The sequence below is a fragment of the Peribacillus sp. GL_122 genome, from assembly GCF_057835005.1.
The window spans coordinates 1,495,117-1,513,113 of sequence record NZ_CM174415.1 but is presented as its reverse complement, the minus strand read 5'-3'; the positions used below and the strand labels follow the sequence as shown (position 1 = coordinate 1,513,113).

The 17,997-nt window shown below is 40.5% G+C and carries 21 protein-coding genes; 6 read left to right on the top strand and 15 right to left on the bottom strand.

All coding sequences use genetic code 11. The annotated features are described in order from the left end of the window. Window positions 1-106: 106 nt before the first annotated feature. Together AC3ISB_RS07365 and AC3ISB_RS07360 are read right to left on the bottom strand one after the other, a co-directional pair. Window positions 107-253, bottom strand: a complete 147-nt coding sequence (locus AC3ISB_RS07365) for a hypothetical protein (RefSeq protein ID WP_094246583.1) — start codon at window positions 251-253, stop codon at window positions 107-109. Window positions 254-373: 120 nt separating this feature from the next. Further along, window positions 374-613 carry a YkuJ family protein gene (locus AC3ISB_RS07360; RefSeq protein ID WP_034314086.1) on the bottom strand — a complete coding sequence of 80 codons (240 nt, stop codon included), beginning with the start codon at window positions 611-613 and terminating at the stop codon, window positions 374-376. A 183-nt stretch (window positions 614-796) separates the two neighbouring features. Here AC3ISB_RS07360 and AC3ISB_RS07355 point away from each other — a divergent pair, with 183 nt between their 5' ends. Both AC3ISB_RS07355 and AC3ISB_RS07350 read left to right on the top strand, forming a co-directional pair. Further along, window positions 797-1,756, top strand: a complete 960-nt coding sequence (locus AC3ISB_RS07355; RefSeq protein ID WP_489275945.1) for an MBL fold metallo-hydrolase — start codon at window positions 797-799, stop codon at window positions 1,754-1,756. Between the two features lie 92 nt (window positions 1,757-1,848). Continuing rightward, complete coding sequence (locus AC3ISB_RS07350; protein WP_076366808.1) at window positions 1,849-2,082, top strand: glutaredoxin family protein; 234 nt, start codon at window positions 1,849-1,851, stop codon at window positions 2,080-2,082. A gap of 79 nt (window positions 2,083-2,161) precedes the next feature. Here AC3ISB_RS07350 and AC3ISB_RS07345 read toward each other — a convergent pair whose 3' ends face one another. The 4 genes from AC3ISB_RS07345 to AC3ISB_RS07330 all read right to left on the bottom strand — a co-directional run bounded on the left by AC3ISB_RS07345 (window position 2,162) and on the right by AC3ISB_RS07330 (window position 6,385). Beyond that, entirely contained in the window at window positions 2,162-2,647 is a 486-nt protein-coding gene (locus AC3ISB_RS07345) for a DUF3993 domain-containing protein (RefSeq protein WP_179891038.1), read from the bottom strand. A gap of 181 nt (window positions 2,648-2,828) precedes the next feature. Beyond that, a complete protein-coding gene (locus AC3ISB_RS07340; protein ID WP_098371149.1) occupies window positions 2,829-3,056 on the bottom strand; it encodes a hypothetical protein in 228 nt (75 codons plus the stop codon). 74 nt (window positions 3,057-3,130) lie between these two features. Next, a complete protein-coding gene (locus AC3ISB_RS07335; protein WP_141992443.1) occupies window positions 3,131-4,336 on the bottom strand; it encodes an EAL domain-containing protein in 1,206 nt (401 codons plus the stop codon). A 189-nt stretch (window positions 4,337-4,525) separates the two neighbouring features. Next, on the bottom strand, window positions 4,526-6,385 hold the full coding sequence (locus AC3ISB_RS07330) for an SLC13 family permease (protein WP_141992444.1): 1,860 nt from the start codon (window positions 6,383-6,385) through the stop codon (window positions 4,526-4,528). A gap of 160 nt (window positions 6,386-6,545) precedes the next feature. Here AC3ISB_RS07330 and AC3ISB_RS07325 point away from each other — a divergent pair, with 160 nt between their 5' ends. Continuing rightward, window positions 6,546-7,409 (top strand): metallophosphoesterase, encoded by an 864-nt coding sequence (locus AC3ISB_RS07325; protein WP_098371152.1) that lies wholly within the window; start codon window positions 6,546-6,548, stop codon window positions 7,407-7,409. Window positions 7,410-7,580: 171 nt separating this feature from the next. Here AC3ISB_RS07325 and crcB read toward each other — a convergent pair whose 3' ends face one another. Both crcB and AC3ISB_RS07315 read right to left on the bottom strand, forming a co-directional pair. Then, the gene (gene crcB / locus AC3ISB_RS07320) at window positions 7,581-7,943 is read right to left on the bottom strand and encodes a fluoride efflux transporter CrcB (RefSeq protein WP_489275941.1); all 363 of its coding nucleotides are present in this window, start codon (window positions 7,941-7,943) and stop codon (window positions 7,581-7,583) included. After that, window positions 7,940-8,320, bottom strand: coding sequence for a fluoride efflux transporter FluC (locus AC3ISB_RS07315; protein WP_098371154.1), 381 nt, complete (start codon window positions 8,318-8,320; stop codon window positions 7,940-7,942). Before AC3ISB_RS07315 ends, crcB begins: the two co-directional genes overlap by 4 nt. A 117-nt stretch (window positions 8,321-8,437) precedes the next feature. Here AC3ISB_RS07315 and AC3ISB_RS07310 point away from each other — a divergent pair, with 117 nt between their 5' ends. Both AC3ISB_RS07310 and AC3ISB_RS07305 read left to right on the top strand, forming a co-directional pair. Continuing rightward, entirely contained in the window at window positions 8,438-8,800 is a 363-nt protein-coding gene (locus tag AC3ISB_RS07310; protein WP_480339167.1) for a hypothetical protein, read from the top strand. A gap of 290 nt (window positions 8,801-9,090) precedes the next feature. Then, on the top strand, window positions 9,091-9,597 hold the full coding sequence (locus tag AC3ISB_RS07305; protein ID WP_098371155.1) for a YkyB family protein: 507 nt from the start codon (window positions 9,091-9,093) through the stop codon (window positions 9,595-9,597). 55 nt (window positions 9,598-9,652) lie between these two features. Here AC3ISB_RS07305 and AC3ISB_RS07300 read toward each other — a convergent pair whose 3' ends face one another. Together AC3ISB_RS07300 and corA are read right to left on the bottom strand one after the other, a co-directional pair. Next, complete coding sequence (locus tag AC3ISB_RS07300) at window positions 9,653-10,558, bottom strand: chemotaxis protein (RefSeq protein ID WP_480339168.1); 906 nt, start codon at window positions 10,556-10,558, stop codon at window positions 9,653-9,655. 526 nt (window positions 10,559-11,084) lie between these two features. Then, the gene (gene corA, locus AC3ISB_RS07295) at window positions 11,085-12,068 is read right to left on the bottom strand and encodes a magnesium/cobalt transporter CorA (protein ID WP_181762170.1); all 984 of its coding nucleotides are present in this window, start codon (window positions 12,066-12,068) and stop codon (window positions 11,085-11,087) included. A gap of 146 nt (window positions 12,069-12,214) precedes the next feature. Between corA and AC3ISB_RS07290 the strand changes: the two genes are divergently transcribed. After that, entirely contained in the window at window positions 12,215-13,363 is a 1,149-nt protein-coding gene (locus AC3ISB_RS07290; RefSeq protein ID WP_489275937.1) for an aminotransferase A, read from the top strand. A 101-nt stretch (window positions 13,364-13,464) separates the two neighbouring features. On the opposite strand, the gene AC3ISB_RS07285 is transcribed toward AC3ISB_RS07290, so the two are convergent. From AC3ISB_RS07285 to AC3ISB_RS07265, 5 genes are all read right to left on the bottom strand, one after another. Further along, window positions 13,465-13,830, bottom strand: coding sequence for a hypothetical protein (locus tag AC3ISB_RS07285; RefSeq protein WP_034314117.1), 366 nt, complete (start codon window positions 13,828-13,830; stop codon window positions 13,465-13,467). Between the two features lie 65 nt (window positions 13,831-13,895). Beyond that, entirely contained in the window at window positions 13,896-14,768 is an 873-nt protein-coding gene (locus AC3ISB_RS07280) for an NAD(P)-dependent oxidoreductase (protein WP_480339171.1), read from the bottom strand. 36 nt (window positions 14,769-14,804) lie between these two features. Further along, on the bottom strand, window positions 14,805-15,590 hold the full coding sequence (locus tag AC3ISB_RS07275; RefSeq protein WP_098371158.1) for an SDR family oxidoreductase: 786 nt from the start codon (window positions 15,588-15,590) through the stop codon (window positions 14,805-14,807). 317 nt (window positions 15,591-15,907) lie between these two features. Next, window positions 15,908-17,626 (bottom strand): phosphoenolpyruvate--protein phosphotransferase, encoded by a 1,719-nt coding sequence (ptsP, locus tag AC3ISB_RS07270; protein ID WP_098371159.1) that lies wholly within the window; start codon window positions 17,624-17,626, stop codon window positions 15,908-15,910. Then, on the bottom strand, window positions 17,626-17,892 hold the full coding sequence (locus AC3ISB_RS07265) for a phosphocarrier protein HPr (protein WP_076366836.1): 267 nt from the start codon (window positions 17,890-17,892) through the stop codon (window positions 17,626-17,628). The genes ptsP and AC3ISB_RS07265 overlap by 1 nt, the downstream gene beginning before the upstream one ends. Window positions 17,893-17,997 lie beyond the last annotated feature (105 nt).

Genomic DNA, 17,997 nt, shown 5'->3' with positions numbered 1-17,997 from the left:
CCATATGTTTTTATATACAGCTCTTTCTATAGTTTAACATATGTAAGCAGAAAAGGCTCATTCCTAGACCAATAAAATCCCAAACGGCGGGATTCACAAGAGACCCTTAGCCCTTACTAGTTTTGATGTTAACCTGTTTAAAACCGCATTCCGGGCATTGATAAATCACATTTTGGTTGGATTGTGCCGTTAATACATTTTCCATTTCCCTTTCCTCACCGCATTCCGGGCAAATTACCATTGGATTTTTCATTTACATCCCTCCAATTATTAAGATGTCGTAAAAATCACTACTTCATTCAAGTAAAAATTGACCGAAATTCATTCACAATAAAAAAGCCGCTTCCAAAGGAGGCGGCTTTTCGTAATTTTTTTAAGATTGAAGAAGATCAAAGATTTCAATGGTAATCATATCAATATTATCGAATTGATATTTGGATGATTTCCCTTTATCACTGTATACTTCAAGCTCGAACATTTCTGTTTTGCTGAAATATGTAACCTGGCACTTTTTCACACCATCTATTTCAAAAAAACGTTGAGCAGATTCAGATTCCTTCGCTTGCTCTTGAAGACTTTTCAATCTGGTAAGGATGCCCTGTAATTGAGACATACTCCCTCTCCTTTCTGAATAAAACCTTTTCGATAGGTTTCACTATACCATACTTTTCTATCCAGTAGCCACGCTGAAATAAATTCAGAATAATTTAAAACTTCATTCTTTACATGGCACTATTAACAGAATAAAATAAGGAATGGATTTTGTACATGAAAAATTTTTTGGGGGTAGATTCTGTTGCAAAACATTAGTGAACTTGGTTATCGCATTTCATTGATTGATGGTTTTGATTTGGATAGAAGAAATCGTACAGGTACATATGTAATTGCCGATGAAGACATCACATTAGTCGAAACTTCCGCCAGCCCTTCCATCCCCCACTTAATGAAGGGGCTCGAACATTTGGGAATCGCCCTCGAAGATATTACATATATCATTCTTACCCATATTCATTTGGACCATGCAGGTGGAGCAGGACTTTTTTTACAGCATTGCCCGAACGCCAAAGTGATCGTCCATCCAAAAGGTGCACGTCATCTAGAAGATCCAACACGTTTGATTGCTGGGGCTAAAGCAGTCTATGGTGAAGAATTCAACAAGCTTTTCGATCCGATTTTACCTATTCCGTTTGAAAGAATGCTGATTAAACATGATCGGGAGTCCCTGCAAACAAGTGATAATTCAAAGTTGACCTTTTATGACACTCCCGGGCACGCAAACCATCATTTAAGCATATTCGATTCGGTTTCAAAAGGGATGTTTTCAGGTGACACCATAGGCATCTATTATCGTGAACTCGATGAAGAAGGTCTGGAATTTTACTTACCTTCCACATCGCCAAACCAATTTAACCCCGAAGCGATGCTTGCAGCAGCGGAATTGTATGAAAGCATCGGCGTCGAACGTATATATTTTGGTCATTATGGGGTTTCCGAAAACCCTAAGGAAGTATATAAACAACTTCATTACTGGCTGCCTAAATTTGTTGCGACTGCCAAATCGGCATATAAGGAATATGCGAGCTTTGAGGAACGAGTGGCAGCGACAAGTAAAAATATTTTCACGGAAGTCGCCTTTCATTTAGGCGAAAAAGGAATCACCACAGATCATCCTGTTTTTGAAATCATCGCCATGGACCTGAATGTTTGTTCCATGGGATTGATAGACTATCTGGTAAAACAGGAAAAAGGTAAGTAGAACGGTACTTGGGGTGTTTTCCTATTCAAATGTCCTGGCATCCTCTATAATGAAAAAATAAACCTTACCTAAAGAATACATGGAGGATTGAAATGAAAGACGTTACGCTATATACCCAACCTGATTGCCCTCCCTGCAAAATCATGAAAATGTTCTTTGATGATAATAATGTCGTTTACAAAGAAAAGGATATTAAAGCAGATGGACAAGCCCGAAAAGAATTAACGAATAAATACGGTGCCTATTCCACACCTACGGTCGTCATCGATGGGAAAGCCATTGTTGGTTTTGAATTGGACGAAATAAAAAAAGAACTGAATATATAAAAAAAGTCTAGAGAAGGCTGTGACCTCCTCTAGACTTCTTCATTTCAACTCCATATTTTTCAATTTTAAAGAACTTTCCTTATTTCATTTTATCACTTTCATACTTTACATCCATTACCTTCCAAACGCCATTTTCCTTTTTCAAAGTAACTGATTCAACATGTTTTTCCATCGATACCGGTCCGTCCCCAGTGTCCTGGAACTCCTCCTGAACATAAATGACATCACCGTTTTTCCCATATACAATTTCCGTATTCTTGTCATAACTGAAAAAAGGGATATAATACGGAGCGAAATCTGATCCAAATGCGGTATAACCGCCATCGACTTTCACTACATTCGCTTGGACAAACTTCTTGATGAAATCACCTGTGAAATGTTTATCCAACTTCCCTTCTATCGCTTCCTTAGTACGTACTTTCTCACTGATCGAACCTTGGTTCTCCATGGCATCCTGTACCAAAGATAGTACTTCCTCTCTATGTAAGCCCTCCGCTGAAGCAGTGAACCCTCCACTTAAAAATAAAAGGACACTGGCAAGACATGCAACTAGATACTTCCTCATTACAATCATCTCCTTGTTATAGAGTTTCTCCTAATGGTTATGATTTTTGCCTATGCCTTTCAATACCCGTCAAAATCAAAGCCAAACTACAAAATCAAATTCTTCGGGATACCTTGATACCATTACCCATTCTTCACAATAAAAAAGGAGATTTCATGATATTGAAATCTCCCTCTCACAATTATCGAAAAGCATAGTAAAAAATAAAACCGGCAACCAAAATCGTCCCGACGAAAAGGGAAACGAATACCGGGTTCATTAAATAAGGATGTTCTTTAACGGAATCATCGATAGTCGAATCATATCTGGCCTTCACTTTCTGTGCCCTTGCTACAGAATAAGTATAAAAGAGCAGATATAATGCCATGATTGTAACGATTATGATTAGAATCCAGATGTACGTGCTCAAAATATGTCTCCTCCAAGCGCATCATTTCTGCTTATCGTTACACATTTAAAGCGATTATATTCATGAATCGATTTTTATAATAGTGCTTCATTTTCATATAAATAACTATAAGAAAGATCACAGAAAATGTATTCCTTATTATTCAGGGGATATGAAAAGGTCCGTATAGTTTCCCCCGTTTCGATATCACTGTATAAATCGGATAGTATTCCTTTTTTCTCATTGCGCATCTTTACGATATTTTCGAGAAAATAAGGTCTCCAGCTCCAATTTTTATTCATATAACTGGGTTGGACTAACCATTGCCCGTCCTTATGTAGGATATTGGGGGATTTTTGATATCCCTCTTCATCACAAATATAAAGCCGGAAACATACAGAATCCAACTTTTTCGCCAAAATACCGAGAAAATCTTCATGGGAGCCGTTCCGCTTTTGCTGTTTTAAGAAATTTTGCATATTCTCGTTGAATTGCAAAGTCTTTTGATAAACGGCTTCAAGCTTCTTGGTCTCTAAAGAAATGAAGGACTGACATTCTTGATGGAATTTTTCACGAAGTAAATCTTTATTAATGAATTCGCCTTCCGGTTTCGCCAAAAAATACCCTTGATAATATCGTCCCCCATTCTTCCATGCAAAACGAAGCTGGTATTCGGACTCAATGTTCTCAAATAGTAAATTGGCGCCGATTTTTCGTGCAAGCATGCTTAGAGAAAACAGGATTACCTGATAGGCATCTCCACCTGAAATGCGAAGCTGGTCCAGGTTAACTTTTAAAATATTCGGAGAAATCTGTGCGATTCGGTCCAATTGCGTATCTTGTCCTAAATGATCTAAAGCTATCTTAATCCCATATGTTCTAAAGTAAGCAAGCACATGCTGCAAAGGATCTAAGTTTTCCGGGCTGATTGTGTCTGATAATTCCAGTACGATCCGGTGCATTTCCTCCGGTTGAAAATGACGATGTAAAATCTCCATGAATTCTTCGCCATGATCCAGCATAAGCAAATTAGGATCCCTGTTGATAAAGATAAGAAAATCTTCACCATAGTCTTTTATTCTCTCCAAAGCAATTTCAAGTACGTAATTATCCACTTCCACCCTATACTCTTCCGGCACTGCAGAATTGTGAAAAAAAGGTCCAAGGCTTTTATATTCCGATTGTTCCTCATAGCGCCCTAGAATTTCATACCCGATTACCTGATGTTGATCTGCACTGAAAATCGGTTGAAAGAATGGTGTCACCCTGTCTAAATTCTTTAATATCTTTTCTGTATCCATGATGCATCTTCCCCCTAATTACGAAAACACCAATATGCCAAAATTATACCATTAGTTTCTTGCATTGATAATAAATATTTTAATTCCTACTGCATAACTCTTTTTTCAGAACCACATTCATCCAATCCATTTGAAAAGAAACACATTGAAAAAGCATTGTCCATAAATGGAACAATGCCTTATGTCTTATCAAAAAGGGAAGAACCACGGGATCGTGATCACCATGATAACGCCAATGAAGATCTGTATGGATATCCCGATCATGATAAAATCTTTATGCTTGTAATCACCCGCCGTCATCACAAGCGCGTTGGTAGTGGCAACCCTTGGAGTCGATAACGCCAAACTGCCAGCAACGGCAAGGCATATAAACACAGGTAGGGGATCGATGCCTTGATTCACCGCAGATGTCAGTGCAATGGGCGTCATGATTACCGCCGCGGCTCCATACGGGATGAATTGGCTCAGGATCAGTGTCAGGAGATAAAAGACCGCTAATATGCCGTGTGCCCCGATATTACTGAATAAAACGGCCAGCCAATCACTTATCATCCTCACTCCGCCCGTATTATCCAATGCAGCCGTTATTCCGAACATGGCTGCAATCAAAAGAACAGGTTCCCAGTTAATCTTTTGGTAAGCATCCTCCATCGAACGGACACAGCCAGTGATCACCATCAACAATGCGGCCGTCAATACCGATAGTACGGCAGGGACGGACTCCATCGATAATAGAATGACCATCAATGCAGTGATTCCCAAGGCAATCCATGCTTTGCCCTTGGAGTTGACCGGAGAGCCATCTTCCGAGGTACTTCCAATAACGATGACATCCTGTAAATCCGAGGAAATCCTCTCAATGTTCTCCCATTCCCCATGTATCAGGATTGCATCCCCCGGTTTAAGGCGTTCCGTTCCGACATCGGCTTGAATATATTCGCCATTCCGATTGATTGCAAGCACATTACATTGGTATTTCTCACGAAAATGCACATCAATCAAGGTTTGATTTTCATAATCCGAGTTCGGGACGATCAATATTTCTGTCAATCCAAATCTACTGCTAAGAAAATGTTTCTTTATTTGTTCGGTATTGAAATGTTTAAACTCCAGTTCATAGTTAAGTGCCAATCTCTCAACTGCTTCTTCTTCCCCAAACACCAAAATGATATCTTCAGGATGAAGAACCTCATCCGCCCTTGCTGAAATCGTCAGCTGTCTTTGCAACAGCGGTAATTGCTTATCCTTTGGCTTCCGCTGGATTTCAATCAAAGTCAATTCATACTGAATAGGAAGCTGGAGGTCAGACAGCCTTTCTCCAACAATATCGGAAGTAGCGGGTATATGCAGATAATGCAATCTGTCATATACTTTGTACATGCCTGCAAGCTCCCCTGCCGACAGTCCCTTGACACTATTGTTCGCGGCAATCGTCTTCTCGGGAAGCAACAGGCGTCCGAGTGTCAACATGAAGAATAACCCTGCTGCAAAGGCGATCAAGCCCACGGGTGTAAAGTCAAAAAACTCTAATGTCCCTATTCCGTTTTGCCGTAAGACATCAGCAACGATCATATTGGAGGGAGTACCTGTCAGTGTTAATAGCCCTCCAATACTGCTTGCATAGGCAAGTGGCAATAAATACCTTGTCGGACTTGTTTTTTGTTTTAAGGCCATGCTCATAACGAGCGGAAGCAGTATGGAAACAATTCCTGTTCCGCTTAAAAAGGCACTTAATATTCCTGCTGTCAGCATGACGATAAGCAGCGATTTCCATTCACTGCCCCCACATAAACCCAACAACTTATTTCCTGCCTTTTCCACGATTCCTGTATTTAACAGGCCGGCACCGACTATAAATAGCCCAGCCAGCATGATGACCACTTGGTTCGCAAACCCGGCCACTAGTTCATCCAATGTAAGAATCCCCAGTAAACCCAGAATGGATAGTGCACTAAGTGCAATTAAATCTGCTCGAAATTTCCCTTGTATAAAAAGCGCGATCGCGCATAGAAGTATAATCAGTGTAATAAACATTGGTTCGGTCATCATGTTACCTCCGTATAGATGTTCAATTTCAAACCGGATACGGTTTCATCAAACCCCAGTTTACATGTTTTTCATATGCTCATAGAAGATATTTTCTTCATTTTATGTATATTGTTTGTTAGTATGAGGAAGTAACATTTTTATATTAGATAGGTTGATTAATTTGAATAAACCCATATCCAGAAGAACATTCTTAAAAAAAAGTTTTGGTACATTGGCTACCTTAACCGGTTTAGGTATTGGCGGAAACTATTATGCCCATAATTTGGAACCTAAGTGGTTAGAAATCAAGCATAAAATCATCAGCCACCCGCTTATCCCAAAAGGTTTTCATGGCATGAAAATGGTCCAATTCAGTGATACGCATTTAGGCTTTCAATTTCAGCTTAAAGATTTACAAGCAATTGTCAATAAGATAAACCAACTGGACCCTGATGTTATTTTATTTACCGGAGATTTGATGGACCAGCCTAATAAATATAAGGATTACCAGAAAATCCCTCTCGTTTTAAATCAGCTCAAAGCGCCACTTGGAAAGTTCAGCATCTACGGTAACCATGATCATGGGGGATATGGCTCAGAAATTTACAGCGATATCATGGAAAAATCCCATTTTACCATGTTGCAAAATACCTCAACTAAGATTACCTTATTAACGGCTGAAGAAATAGTCATTGCCGGGGTTGATGATGCCATGCTAGGAAAACCTGATTTTGAAAAAGCACTATCTGGCATTCCTGAAGAAGTGTTCACCATTATGCTTTCGCATGCCCCTGACCTTGCCGACACATCAAGGACTTATGACATCCAGTATCAAATAAGCGGTCACAGTCACGGAGGACAAGTACAAATCCCCTTTGCCGGTGCCCTTGTAACTCCCCCATACGCTGAAAAGTACCGGGAAGGCACGTATGAAATCGATTCATTAACGTTACATGTTAATAGAGGGCTTGGCACTACCCGTCTCCCATATCGTTTCCTTTCACGTCCGGAGTTGACAGTTTACGAATTCCAATCCGAAAAATGATAGGAAAAGAATACAGGGGAAAACCGCCAGACTTTTTAACAAAACCTGTGCGAATAAACGACTTGTTGCCATAAATCATGTGTAATGGACTCCTATGAATTATAGCATTAGAAGTATATCTGAGAAAACCAGGTTTTTTTTACCAGTCCCAAATGGTAGTTGCCATAAAGGTTATACCATACTTAAATAGCCGCACAGGAAAGTTCCGATACACCCTAAAACAGACACCGTTATATAGATAAGGCTATCTATATAACGGTGTTTCCTAATAAGTTCAAGTGTTTCCATGCTGAATGTTGAAAAGGTCGTAAAAGCACCCAGGAAACCTATTGTCAGAAAAACCTGCAAAGATAAAGCCCAGCTTTCTTTCTGTGGAAGCGCAATTCCAAGCCCAAAGGAACCTATAAGGTTAATCAGTAAAATGCTAATGGGTATCGAGACGGCTGGCAATAGCCTATTAAAAATAATCTGCAAGACATATCTTGAGGCCGCTCCCAAAAAGCCTCCTATAAATACCGAAAGAACCTCAATCAAAGGGACTCACCTCTCCGTCTATTAAAAAGTCCCAGTCCGAAGAAACCAGCAACCAAACCAAAAAAAAGCGTGGCACCAATATACAGTCCCGCCAATGCCAGAGAAGTCTGCAGTAGATCCACCACTTCTTGTGAAAATGTGGACATCGTGGTGAAACCGCCGCAAAACCCGCTGCCCAGCGCTAAAAAAACAAGCGATCTCTTTTTCGAGGCGAAATAGCCATTGATCATTCCAAGTAAAAAGCTGCCTACTATATTTATTAAGAGGGTTCCAAACGGGAAGAAGGAATGACCAGCAGTCAAGATTACGCAATATCGCAATATCGCTCCAGCCGCTCCTCCAAAACCGACTGCAAAAATGCTTTTAAACCGATCCATCAAGGTCCCCCCAAATTATTCTCATAAGTAGATTCATTATAACAGATTAAGATGAAACAGGCTCTTTTCTTAAAAAAATCCATACTATGTAAAGAATTTGAGAAAAGGAGGCAAATTATGCAAACACAGTATTTTCCTTACTACCACTATCCGCAGACCATTATGCTACAGAACGATTACAGAAATGCATATGGGAATGAATATGGACCTGAATATTGGAATGACGAGCGCTTCTTTCCTTTCTTTCCGCTATTGGCGCCTGTAGCTTTTGTTGCAGGATTGGCAATTGGACCGTTGCTATTCAATAACCGTCCACCTATCTATCCAGTCTATCCTCCATATCCTCCTCCATACCCGCCCGCTTACCCTCCTTACCCCGCTTATCCAGCTTACCCTTCTTATCAAGGCTTTCAGGGTAACCAGCAACAATTCGGCGCACAGGCTGGGGTATCTGAAAATATCAATATATACACTAAATAAGGGTTGGAAAGAAGGCGACAAAAGCGCCTTCTTTTTCTTGGACTAAAAGGCGTCGGATTGAATTTTACTTCCCTATATATTTTGAAGTGGTATAATATGAAAATGAATAGATGGTAAAGTGTTGGGAAATGATGGTCATACCCTAGAGATGTACATGCATTATTTTTTCACTTTTTTCTGCCTGGTTGCACACACGTCTCTATTTCAACCAATATATAAAAACGGGTTTTTACTGAAGGAAGTCTATTTATAACGTCCTTCTAACCTCATTAAGAAAAGGAGTTTCCACAATGAACCAAACGAAAGGACATTCTGAAAGGGATGAGTTTTCGATAAACTCCCTTGCCCAAGCCGTGTTTATTGTCAATAAACATGCAAAGACTGCATTGGAGCCCAAGAATTTATATAATTTAAAACGACTCGCATTAAGCAAGCTTATGCAAGAAGGAAAAGCGAAGAAGATTGGACTTCATTTCTCTGATAACCCTCGCTTTGCAGCACAACAATCCGACGTCATTGTCGAATGCGGATCATATGTTTTTCATTTACCTCCCACAAAGGAAGATTTGAAAAAGCTACCCCACCTCGGCAGCCGGGCAGCTTCCATACGGAACCCTAAAGCCGCGTTGTCATTATCCAAGGCAAAACAGATCTTGCAAACTTACGTTGGACAAGCAGGTGAAAAACAACCGAACAATACCAACATCGAGAAAAAGGCTCACGGACGTGGGTCGGTCAAGCAACCTTTTCACAATCCATTCCCATCCTCCTTTTTAGGAAAAGGTTCCAAGTATTAATCATTGATAAACCAAACGGGCCGTGAGGTAACGCCTCATCGGCCCGTTTTCACATTCATAATACCAATCTGTCTATCAACTTTATAAGCTCTGCAATTTCTGGCTTGCTGATTTGTGCGTTAGCCCCTACGACCTGACCTTTATGACGAAGGCTGTCAGTAATCAAAGAAGAGAAAATAATCACCGGCAACCCAGCGAGTTCCCCGTTTTCCTTTATTCTTCTAGTCAAATGATGTCCATCCATTTGAGGCATCTCAATATCGGTAATTACAAGATGCACTTCATCTTCAACCACTTTTCCTGATTCAATTAAATTCTCCAGATAATTAAATGCATCAAGTCCATTTTCATAAAACTCCAAGTACTTGAATCCCGCTTCTGACAATGTATCAAAAAGCAGCTTTCTCAGTAATGGAGAATCTTCTGCAATCAGGATTCTCTTGTCTGAATTTTGCCGGGTACCAAGCTTTTTAACCTGTTGGATGTTTATTCCTGATTCTGGATTGATTTCGACCACTATTTTTTCAAAATCAAGTAACAGTAACATTTCTCTATTTAATTTTATTACTCCGATAATCTGACTTTCAAGGCCTTGATACATATCCGAAGGCTTTTCGATTTGGGACCAGGAAATACGGTGGATCTGTGTTACGGTATGGACATGGAAAACCACTTTTTGCTGATTGAATTCAGCCACTATGAATTTATCCTGCTCAGGAGTTTCAGATGGCGGAAATCCTAAAGCATCCGCCACATTCACAACTGGCAGGACTTCTCCACGAAGTTCAATGATCCCCTCCACATTTGGATGGGAATGAGGGACAAGCGTGATGGGGACAGGATTAATGATTTCCTTCACCTTGATTACGTTAATGCCGAATTTATTCTTTCCGAGACCGAATTCCACTATCTCAAGCTCATTCGTGCCACTTTCCAGTAATATTCCTTTATTTGCTTCCATTGTGTCATCTCGCCCTTCTCTTACTTTTTCATTTCATAATTCTACGAAAAATTATGGTTTTATCAATGAACTCATACCTAATAATTCGGTTAAATATTTCTTTTGTTTAGAGCACAGATAAAAAAAGGATCAAGAAGTGATTATCTATTGAAGCCAAACTAAAAAGGGACCCATCAGAGTCCCCCTTTTTCCAAGTTCATTTTTCACCATTGCCATTCCGCCCATCATATCGATCGTAAAGGGCCTGTCTCTTCGACATTCCCCCCTCCATGATATAACCGACATGGGTATAAAGCAGACCTGATAGGCTGGTCGCAAAATAACGCCCTTCATCCCTTCCAAACTCTATTCGCATTTAGAGGAAAGCAACAAAGAATATAAAATAAAGCTTATATGCATGTGGAAAAGTGAATTGATGATGGTCCCCCCGATTAAAACGAATAAACCATTCGTTTTCCCTCAATTTCCATTATAAAAAAATACTCACCTCAAATGAAACTTAGAATAGCAGGCCAGTTGGGTCATTTCATCTCTTTCGCGACCTATTCTTTGGATTGAGCCAACCTTTTTTAACAAAGAATAAAAACATCATCAAGGCAATTCCGCCCATCATTCCAAGAATGAGGAAATAGCCATAATGCCAATTTAATTCCGGCATATATTCAAAATTCATCCCATATACGCCCACTATGAAGGTCAGCGGCATGAAAATGGTAGTGATGACAGTCAATGTCATCATCGTTGAATTCATATTATTAGAGTTCACAGACAAATAACTATCACGTATATCGGACGAAAAATCTCGATAGGATTCAAGCATTTCAGCCAATTTAAGAAGATGATCGTACACATCATTAAAATAAAGGTGCTGATCTTTCAAATAATTCAGTCGCTCCGATGAAATCATTCTGTACAATAAATCACGCATCGGCAATATGGTCCGACGGAGCCTGGACATATCTGTACGTAAATCGAAAAGCTGATCCATCAATTCGTTAATCGTGTCATTTTCAGTATTTTCCTCAATGCTACCCAATTCGCTTTCAATTTTATAAACAGGTGGGAAGAATTCATCGACGATCCTGTCAATTATCCTATGCATCAAGAAAAAGGGACTTTGCTTCAACATTTTATTACCAGCAATTTCTTCCCGTACCTTTTCCAGTTCAAGCATATCTTCCTTATGAAAACTGACTATCCATTTTTCACCAACGAACATATCCAATTCCACTGCTTTTAATGCCTTCTCCCTTAGAGCATGAATCACAAGAAATTGGTAACCCTCATAAAAATCCATTTTTGGACGTTGATTAAAATCATCCAGGCAATCTTCAATTGCCAGCGGGTGAAAGTGAAAATGATTGGATAAAAGTTCGATTTCCTTGTTTGTGGGGTTGGAAAAATCAACCCAGAACCACTCGATATCCGGATTATTCATTTCCGTTAGCGGTAAATCAAAACTGATTTCTTGATTAGAAGTAATTGCGCAAGTCCTTATCAAATGTATCAACCCTCAAAATTTTCTTATCATACATTATACCTTTAATTCATTAATCTCAAAAAGTTTTCTCCCCCATCCAAACTAAATGATAAAATAGAATGAATGAGTCAAACATAACATAATTCATGTAGTTAGATAAGGGAGGATATTCATAGATGGAACATTTAATAAACCCTCTAGTAAAAGACGTACAAATATCAGGAATCCGTAAATTCTACAATATGGTCGCTGATATCGAAGGCACCATTTCCTTAACGATAGGACAGCCTGACTTTCCAACTCCAATGCATATTAAAGAAGCGGCAAAACAAGCCATCGATAATGACTATACCGTTTATACTCACAATGCCGGCTATCTGGAATTAAGGGAAGCCGCTTCAAAATATGTAAAGGATAAATACAAGCTTAGCTATGATCCGGGGAATGAAGTCCTAGTGACTTCTGGTGCCAGCGAAGGCATAGATATTACCTTTCGGACGATTCTCATCCCAGGGAACGAAGTAATATTACCGGGTCCGGTATATCCAGGATATGAACCCATCATTAAGATGTGCGGTGCAACACCTGTTTATGCCGATACAACAAAAAATGGATTTCGTTTGACTGCAGATATAATTGAAAAGTACATAACCGATCATACACGGTGCATCGTTCTGCCCTATCCATCGAATCCGACCGGGGTAACATTATCTGCCGAAGAATTATTGGACATTGCCGAACTTGTAAGGGGCAAGGACATATTCATATTGGCTGATGAGATATACAGTGAACTGGTATTCGATCAGGAGCATGTTTCGATTGCCACTTTCTTAAAAGAACAAACCATCGTCCTGAACGGATTGTCCAAGTCCCATTCCATGACCGGGTGGAGGATTGGCCTTCTGTTTGCGCCTGTAGCCATCTCTCAGCATATCCTGAAGGTTCATCAATACAATGTAACTTGTGCCTCCTCCATATCGCAGAGAGCTGCCTTGGCAGCATTGACGGCAGGCAGAGATGATGCCATTCCCATGAAGACTGAGTATTCCCGGAGACGGGAATACGTATACAGTCGCTTACAAGCGATGGAACTGGAAATAGTCAAACCAAATGGTGCCTTTTACTTCTTTATAAAGCTGCCTGAAGGCTATGCCTCTTCCCTTGATTTTTGCCTCAAGCTTGTTCAACAGGAAAAAGTGGCAGTGGTCCCTGGAGATGCCTTCTCTCCCCTTGGCGAAGGGTACTTCAGGATATCTTATGCCTATTCCATGGAAACCCTTGAAAAGGCTTTGGACCGTATTGAAGCTTTTTTAGCTAAAAAGTAACCGAAAAAAAAAGTGGCCTTCAATTGAATGAACAATTGAAGGCCACTTTCCTATTTTTCAAAGATGTCAGGCTACCGAAGGTTTTTCACAAAGCCAGTCAACTAATACAATCTCCGTAAAAAACGAATTTCCCGATATCCTTCTTCCTTATTTGTCGTGGTAAGGCTCACTTCAACGATGGACCCCAGTAAATCAGCCATCACTTCTTCAAATTCCTTTGCGGAGCGCGGCTTTGAAAAACCTAAACTCTTCAATTCGCGCATCAGGATCTGAAAACCGGCATTCGTTTCGATATGACTGAATTTCACCGGCAAGATTAGCGGACTTTCATTCATTAATTTCAGATCCCAACGAATGGGCTTTGTTTGATGAATGGTTTTTTCTCGTTTAAAGCCTTCAATCCTTACAATATATCGACCATCTTCTAATTCCTGGAACTTCATATTAATATCATCGAATTCGCCCATAGCTTTCACTCCTTTTTGTAAAGGCTGTCGCTATCAGCTTATTCATGGTAAAGAAATGCTAGCACTTAATTATAATGTTTATATAACGCCTGTGTACCGCTATTTTCCTCGCCAGCTTCTGCCAGCCCCTCATATAGGGATTTGCTTAGGCTTAATCCAGGAGCGTCCATTCCCATTCTTTCCGCTTCATCAAGTGCAATCTTCATATCCTTGATAAAATGCTTGATATAAAAACCAGGTTCAAAATCCCCTTCAACCATACGCGGCACAAGATTGGACAGTGACCAGCTTCCGGCAGAACCCGATGATATGCTTCTTAATACCCGTTCCGGATTCAACCCCGCCTTTTGGGCATAGGAAATCGCTTCAGTCACTCCGATCATATTAGATGCAATGGCGATTTGATTGCACATTTTCGTATGCTGTCCCGAACCAGCCGGGCCTTGATGGACAACATTGCTGCCAATGATATCAAAAATGGGCAGGACCGCTTCAAATGCCTCACTAGACCCGCCGACCATAATCGTAAGCTTTGCATCACGGGCACCGATATCTCCTCCGGAAACCGGTGCATCCAATGATTCCATGCCTCTTTTCTTGGCTTCCTCCGCTATTTTCACTGCCAAAGACGGAGTCGAGGTCGTCATATCGATTAAATGGGTTCCTTGTTTCCCGTTTTCGATTAGCCCATTTTTCCCAAGATAGATTTCTTCCACATCACTAGGGTATCCTACCATGGAAATGATCACATTAGCTTTCTGCGCAATTTCCTTTGGTGCAGATGCCCACTTCGCACCCTGTAAGAGCAGTTCACTTGCCTTATCCTTCGTCCTTGTATAAACAAATACCTCAAATCCCGCCTTAAGTAGATTTGCGGCCATGCTTTTTCCCATAACTCCTAAACCTATGAAGCCGATCACTTTGTTCGATTGTATCACTGCAGATTCCTCCAAATCATTTTGTTTCAAAAATCCTTAAATGGACTTTATCATTCCTCCGTCAACTAAATAGGACTGCCCCGTTAAATATGTATTGGCACCTGAAACAAGGAAAGTAACGAACTTTGCAAATTCCTCAGGTTCCCCATAACGGCCAACAGGGATTTTGTTAATGGATTGTTCAGTCATCTCCTCAGGAGTGACGCCTTGTTTCTCTGCATTCATTTTATCAAGGTGCTGAACGCGGTCCGTTGCGATTCTTCCTGGTCCAACTGTATTGATCAATATCCGGTCTGGTGCTAATTCTGAAGCTAACGTCTTTGACAATCCAACGATTGCAGTCCGGAATGTATTCGATAGAATCAATCCTGGAATCGGTTCCTTAATGGATGAAGAAGCAATATTAACAATTTTCCCGCCCTGTTTTTTTAAATGTGGCAAGCTCTCACGGATTGTCCTTATGAAGCTTAGTAAATTAAGTTCGAAAGATTGTTGCCATTCTTCATCATTGAAATCTGTAAATGAACCCCCTGGAGGACCTCCGGCGTTATTAATAAGAATATCGATACCTCCGAACTCTTCAGCAGTCTGCCTAACCAAGCTTTTAATATCTTCAGCTTTTGTTATATCCGTTACCATATAAGCAACTTTACCCGCCCCAAGCTGCGATATTTCCCTTTGCACGGCAGCAAGCTTTTCTCCATCACGGCTGGCTAGCATGACATTTGCTCCTTCTTTAACCAATTCAGCTGCCATGGCCTTACCCAAACCTTGACTTGAAGCTAAGATCAAGGCATTTTTCTTTTCCAAATGTAATTCCATATTTTATGACCTCCATTTTCTCAAATTTATAATTCCATTATATCGCCATATTCGAAAAGTGAAAAATCTGAATAATCATTATTGTGATTTTTTATATCAAGCGATCACAAAAAAATTGCCGGTTGGATAACCCAACCGGCGTCAAAGGGGGAAATGAGAATGTCAGCTGCCCTAATAGAGCTAAACAACTGTGCTTGCTTTTTATTTACCCCCATTTTGGTGCAATAAACATTTTTTCTTAATTGTTCAAGCAAAAATTACAGGAAAGCACCCCATCCGAAGATTCTGTGGATGGGGTGCCATTTTTCCTCATTTTTTTATTTCTTCAAAGCGTTAATTACCGCTTCTTTCACATTATCATTCGTATCCAACCCTAAAACTTCCTGAGATAGTTTTTTCATCTCTTCAAGCGAAAGTTGGCTAATTAAAGAACGTGCTTTTAAAATCGAAGTGGCACTCATTGAGAATTCATCAAGACCCAATCCGATCAAAATCGGTATGGCAATTTCATCTCCAGCCATTTCCCCGCACATCCCGGCCCATTTCCCTTCTTTATGAGCTGCATCTATGACCATTTTAACCAGGCGTAAAATCGCTGGGTTATATGGTTGATATAAATAAGATACTCTCTCATTCATTCGGTCAGCGGCCATCGTATACTGAATCAGGTCGTTAGTGCCTATGCTGAAGAAATCGACTTCCTTAGCAAATATATCAGCCATCACTGCAGTTGAAGGGATTTCAACCATAATTCCGACTTCAATTTTTTCGGCAACTTGAATGCCATTATCAAGCAATTCCTGCCTAACTTCAGCCAAGACGGCTTTAGCCTCGCGGAATTCAGCTAGTGTGGCGATCATCGGGAACATGATTTTCAAATCCCCATAAATGCTTGCGCGAAGCAGGGCACGGAGCTGAGTCCGGAAAATCTCCTGCTCATTTAAGCAAAGGCGAATCGCACGGTATCCAAGGAAGGGATTCATTTCCTTAGGAAGCTCTAAATAAGGCAACTCCTTGTCTCCGCCTATGTCAAGCGTTCTGACGACTACAGGCTTACCTGACATACCTTCCAGCACCGCTTTGTATGCCTCGAACTGCTCTTCTTCACTTGGAAAGTCATTTCTGCCCATATAAAGAAATTCCGTACGATATAACCCGATGCCTTCACCGCCATTTTGATGAACGCCATCCAGATCTTTCGGAGTACCGATATTTGCAGCCAATTCCACATGATGGCCATCATTTGTAACGGTTTGTTCATGAACCAGTTTAGCCCACTCAGCCTTTTGCATGGCATAGGCTTCCTGCTCCTCCTCGTAGCGTTTCACGAGTTCCGGAGTAGGATTTATGTGCACTTCACCCTTTAGCCCGTCAATAATGACCAAGTCACCATTTTCAATGGACGAGGTCACTGATTTTGCTCCAACGACTGCTGGAATTTCCAATGAACGTGCCATTATGGCTGAATGGGATGTACGTCCACCGATATCGGTCGTAAACCCTTTGACGTATGCCGGATTCAACTGTGCTGTATCGGATGGAGTCAAATCCTCCGCAATGATGATCACTTCTTCAGCAATCATGCTTGGATTTGGAATATGAACACCTAAAAGATGCGACAGTACCCGTTTCGTGACGTCACGGATATCCGCTGCCCGTTCCTTCATGTATTCATTATCCATTTGTTCAAACATCGTAATGAACATGCTTGCGGTTTCATTTAAGGAAAACTCAGCGTTGACGCTCTCTGATTGTATTTTATCCTGAATGGGAGTTATAAGTTCCGGATCAGCCAAAACAAGCAGGTGTGCGTCAAAGATAGCGGCTTTATCGGCCCCTAAATCTTTTTCGGCTTTATCCCTGATTATCTCCAATTCATTTGTTGACTTTTGAATAGCTTCCTTAAAACGGGATATTTCCGCCCCGACATCTTCTATGCTTCTTTTTTCAATCGATAAATCTGGCTCTGTCAGTCGATAGGCTTTAGCGATGGCTATTCCGTTTGAAGCTGCTATTCCACTAATCAAAGTGGACATTATTCTGCTAATCCTTCTCTGTTCAACGTTTCAGCAAGTGTATTTAGTGCATCATTTTCATCGCTTCCTTCAGCAGAAATCGTAATTTCCGCACCTTGGCCAATACCCAGTGACATTACACCCATAATGGACTTAAGGTTCACTTTTTTCTCTTTATAAGAAAGGTTTATTTCTGAATCAAATTTTCCTGCAGCTTGTACAAGCAATGTAGCCGGACGGGCGTGAATTCCTGTTTCTGCAGTTACTGTAAATGTTTTTTCTACCATATAAATCAATCTCCTTTAAGATAAATTAACAAAAATAGGTTATGTAAGGGAGTTTCTCCATCCACTCAGGAAAGAAATGAAAAAAGAAATGCCCTTTTCCTTATC

Excerpts from the sequence above, each read along its gene's own strand:
- AC3ISB_RS07305 (WP_098371155.1), top strand. The coding sequence starts at position 9,091 with ATGAACCAAACGAAAGGACATTCTGAAAGGGATGAGTTTTCGATAAAC.
- AC3ISB_RS07290 (WP_489275937.1), top strand. The coding sequence starts at position 12,215 with ATGGAACATTTAATAAACCCTCTAGTAAAAGACGTACAAATATCAGGA.
- AC3ISB_RS07350 (WP_076366808.1), top strand. The coding sequence starts at position 1,849 with ATGAAAGACGTTACGCTATATACCCAACCTGATTGCCCTCCCTGCAAA.
- AC3ISB_RS07365 (WP_094246583.1), bottom strand. The coding sequence starts at position 253 with ATGAAAAATCCAATGGTAATTTGCCCGGAATGCGGTGAGGAAAGGGAA.
- AC3ISB_RS07300 (WP_480339168.1), bottom strand. The coding sequence starts at position 10,558 with ATGGAAGCAAATAAAGGAATATTACTGGAAAGTGGCACGAATGAGCTT.
- AC3ISB_RS07285 (WP_034314117.1), bottom strand. The coding sequence starts at position 13,830 with ATGGGCGAATTCGATGATATTAATATGAAGTTCCAGGAATTAGAAGAT.
- ptsP (WP_098371159.1), bottom strand. The coding sequence starts at position 17,626 with ATGTCCACTTTGATTAGTGGAATAGCAGCTTCAAACGGAATAGCCATC.
- AC3ISB_RS07360 (WP_034314086.1), bottom strand. The coding sequence starts at position 613 with ATGTCTCAATTACAGGGCATCCTTACCAGATTGAAAAGTCTTCAAGAG.
- AC3ISB_RS07315 (WP_098371154.1), bottom strand. The coding sequence starts at position 8,320 with ATGGATCGGTTTAAAAGCATTTTTGCAGTCGGTTTTGGAGGAGCGGCT.
- AC3ISB_RS07310 (WP_480339167.1), top strand. The coding sequence starts at position 8,438 with ATGCAAACACAGTATTTTCCTTACTACCACTATCCGCAGACCATTATG.
- AC3ISB_RS07335 (WP_141992443.1), bottom strand. The coding sequence starts at position 4,336 with ATGGATACAGAAAAGATATTAAAGAATTTAGACAGGGTGACACCATTC.
- AC3ISB_RS07345 (WP_179891038.1), bottom strand. The coding sequence starts at position 2,647 with ATGAGGAAGTATCTAGTTGCATGTCTTGCCAGTGTCCTTTTATTTTTA.
- AC3ISB_RS07275 (WP_098371158.1), bottom strand. The coding sequence starts at position 15,590 with ATGGAATTACATTTGGAAAAGAAAAATGCCTTGATCTTAGCTTCAAGT.
- AC3ISB_RS07330 (WP_141992444.1), bottom strand. The coding sequence starts at position 6,385 with ATGATGACCGAACCAATGTTTATTACACTGATTATACTTCTATGCGCG.
- AC3ISB_RS07265 (WP_076366836.1), bottom strand. The coding sequence starts at position 17,892 with ATGGTAGAAAAAACATTTACAGTAACTGCAGAAACAGGAATTCACGCC.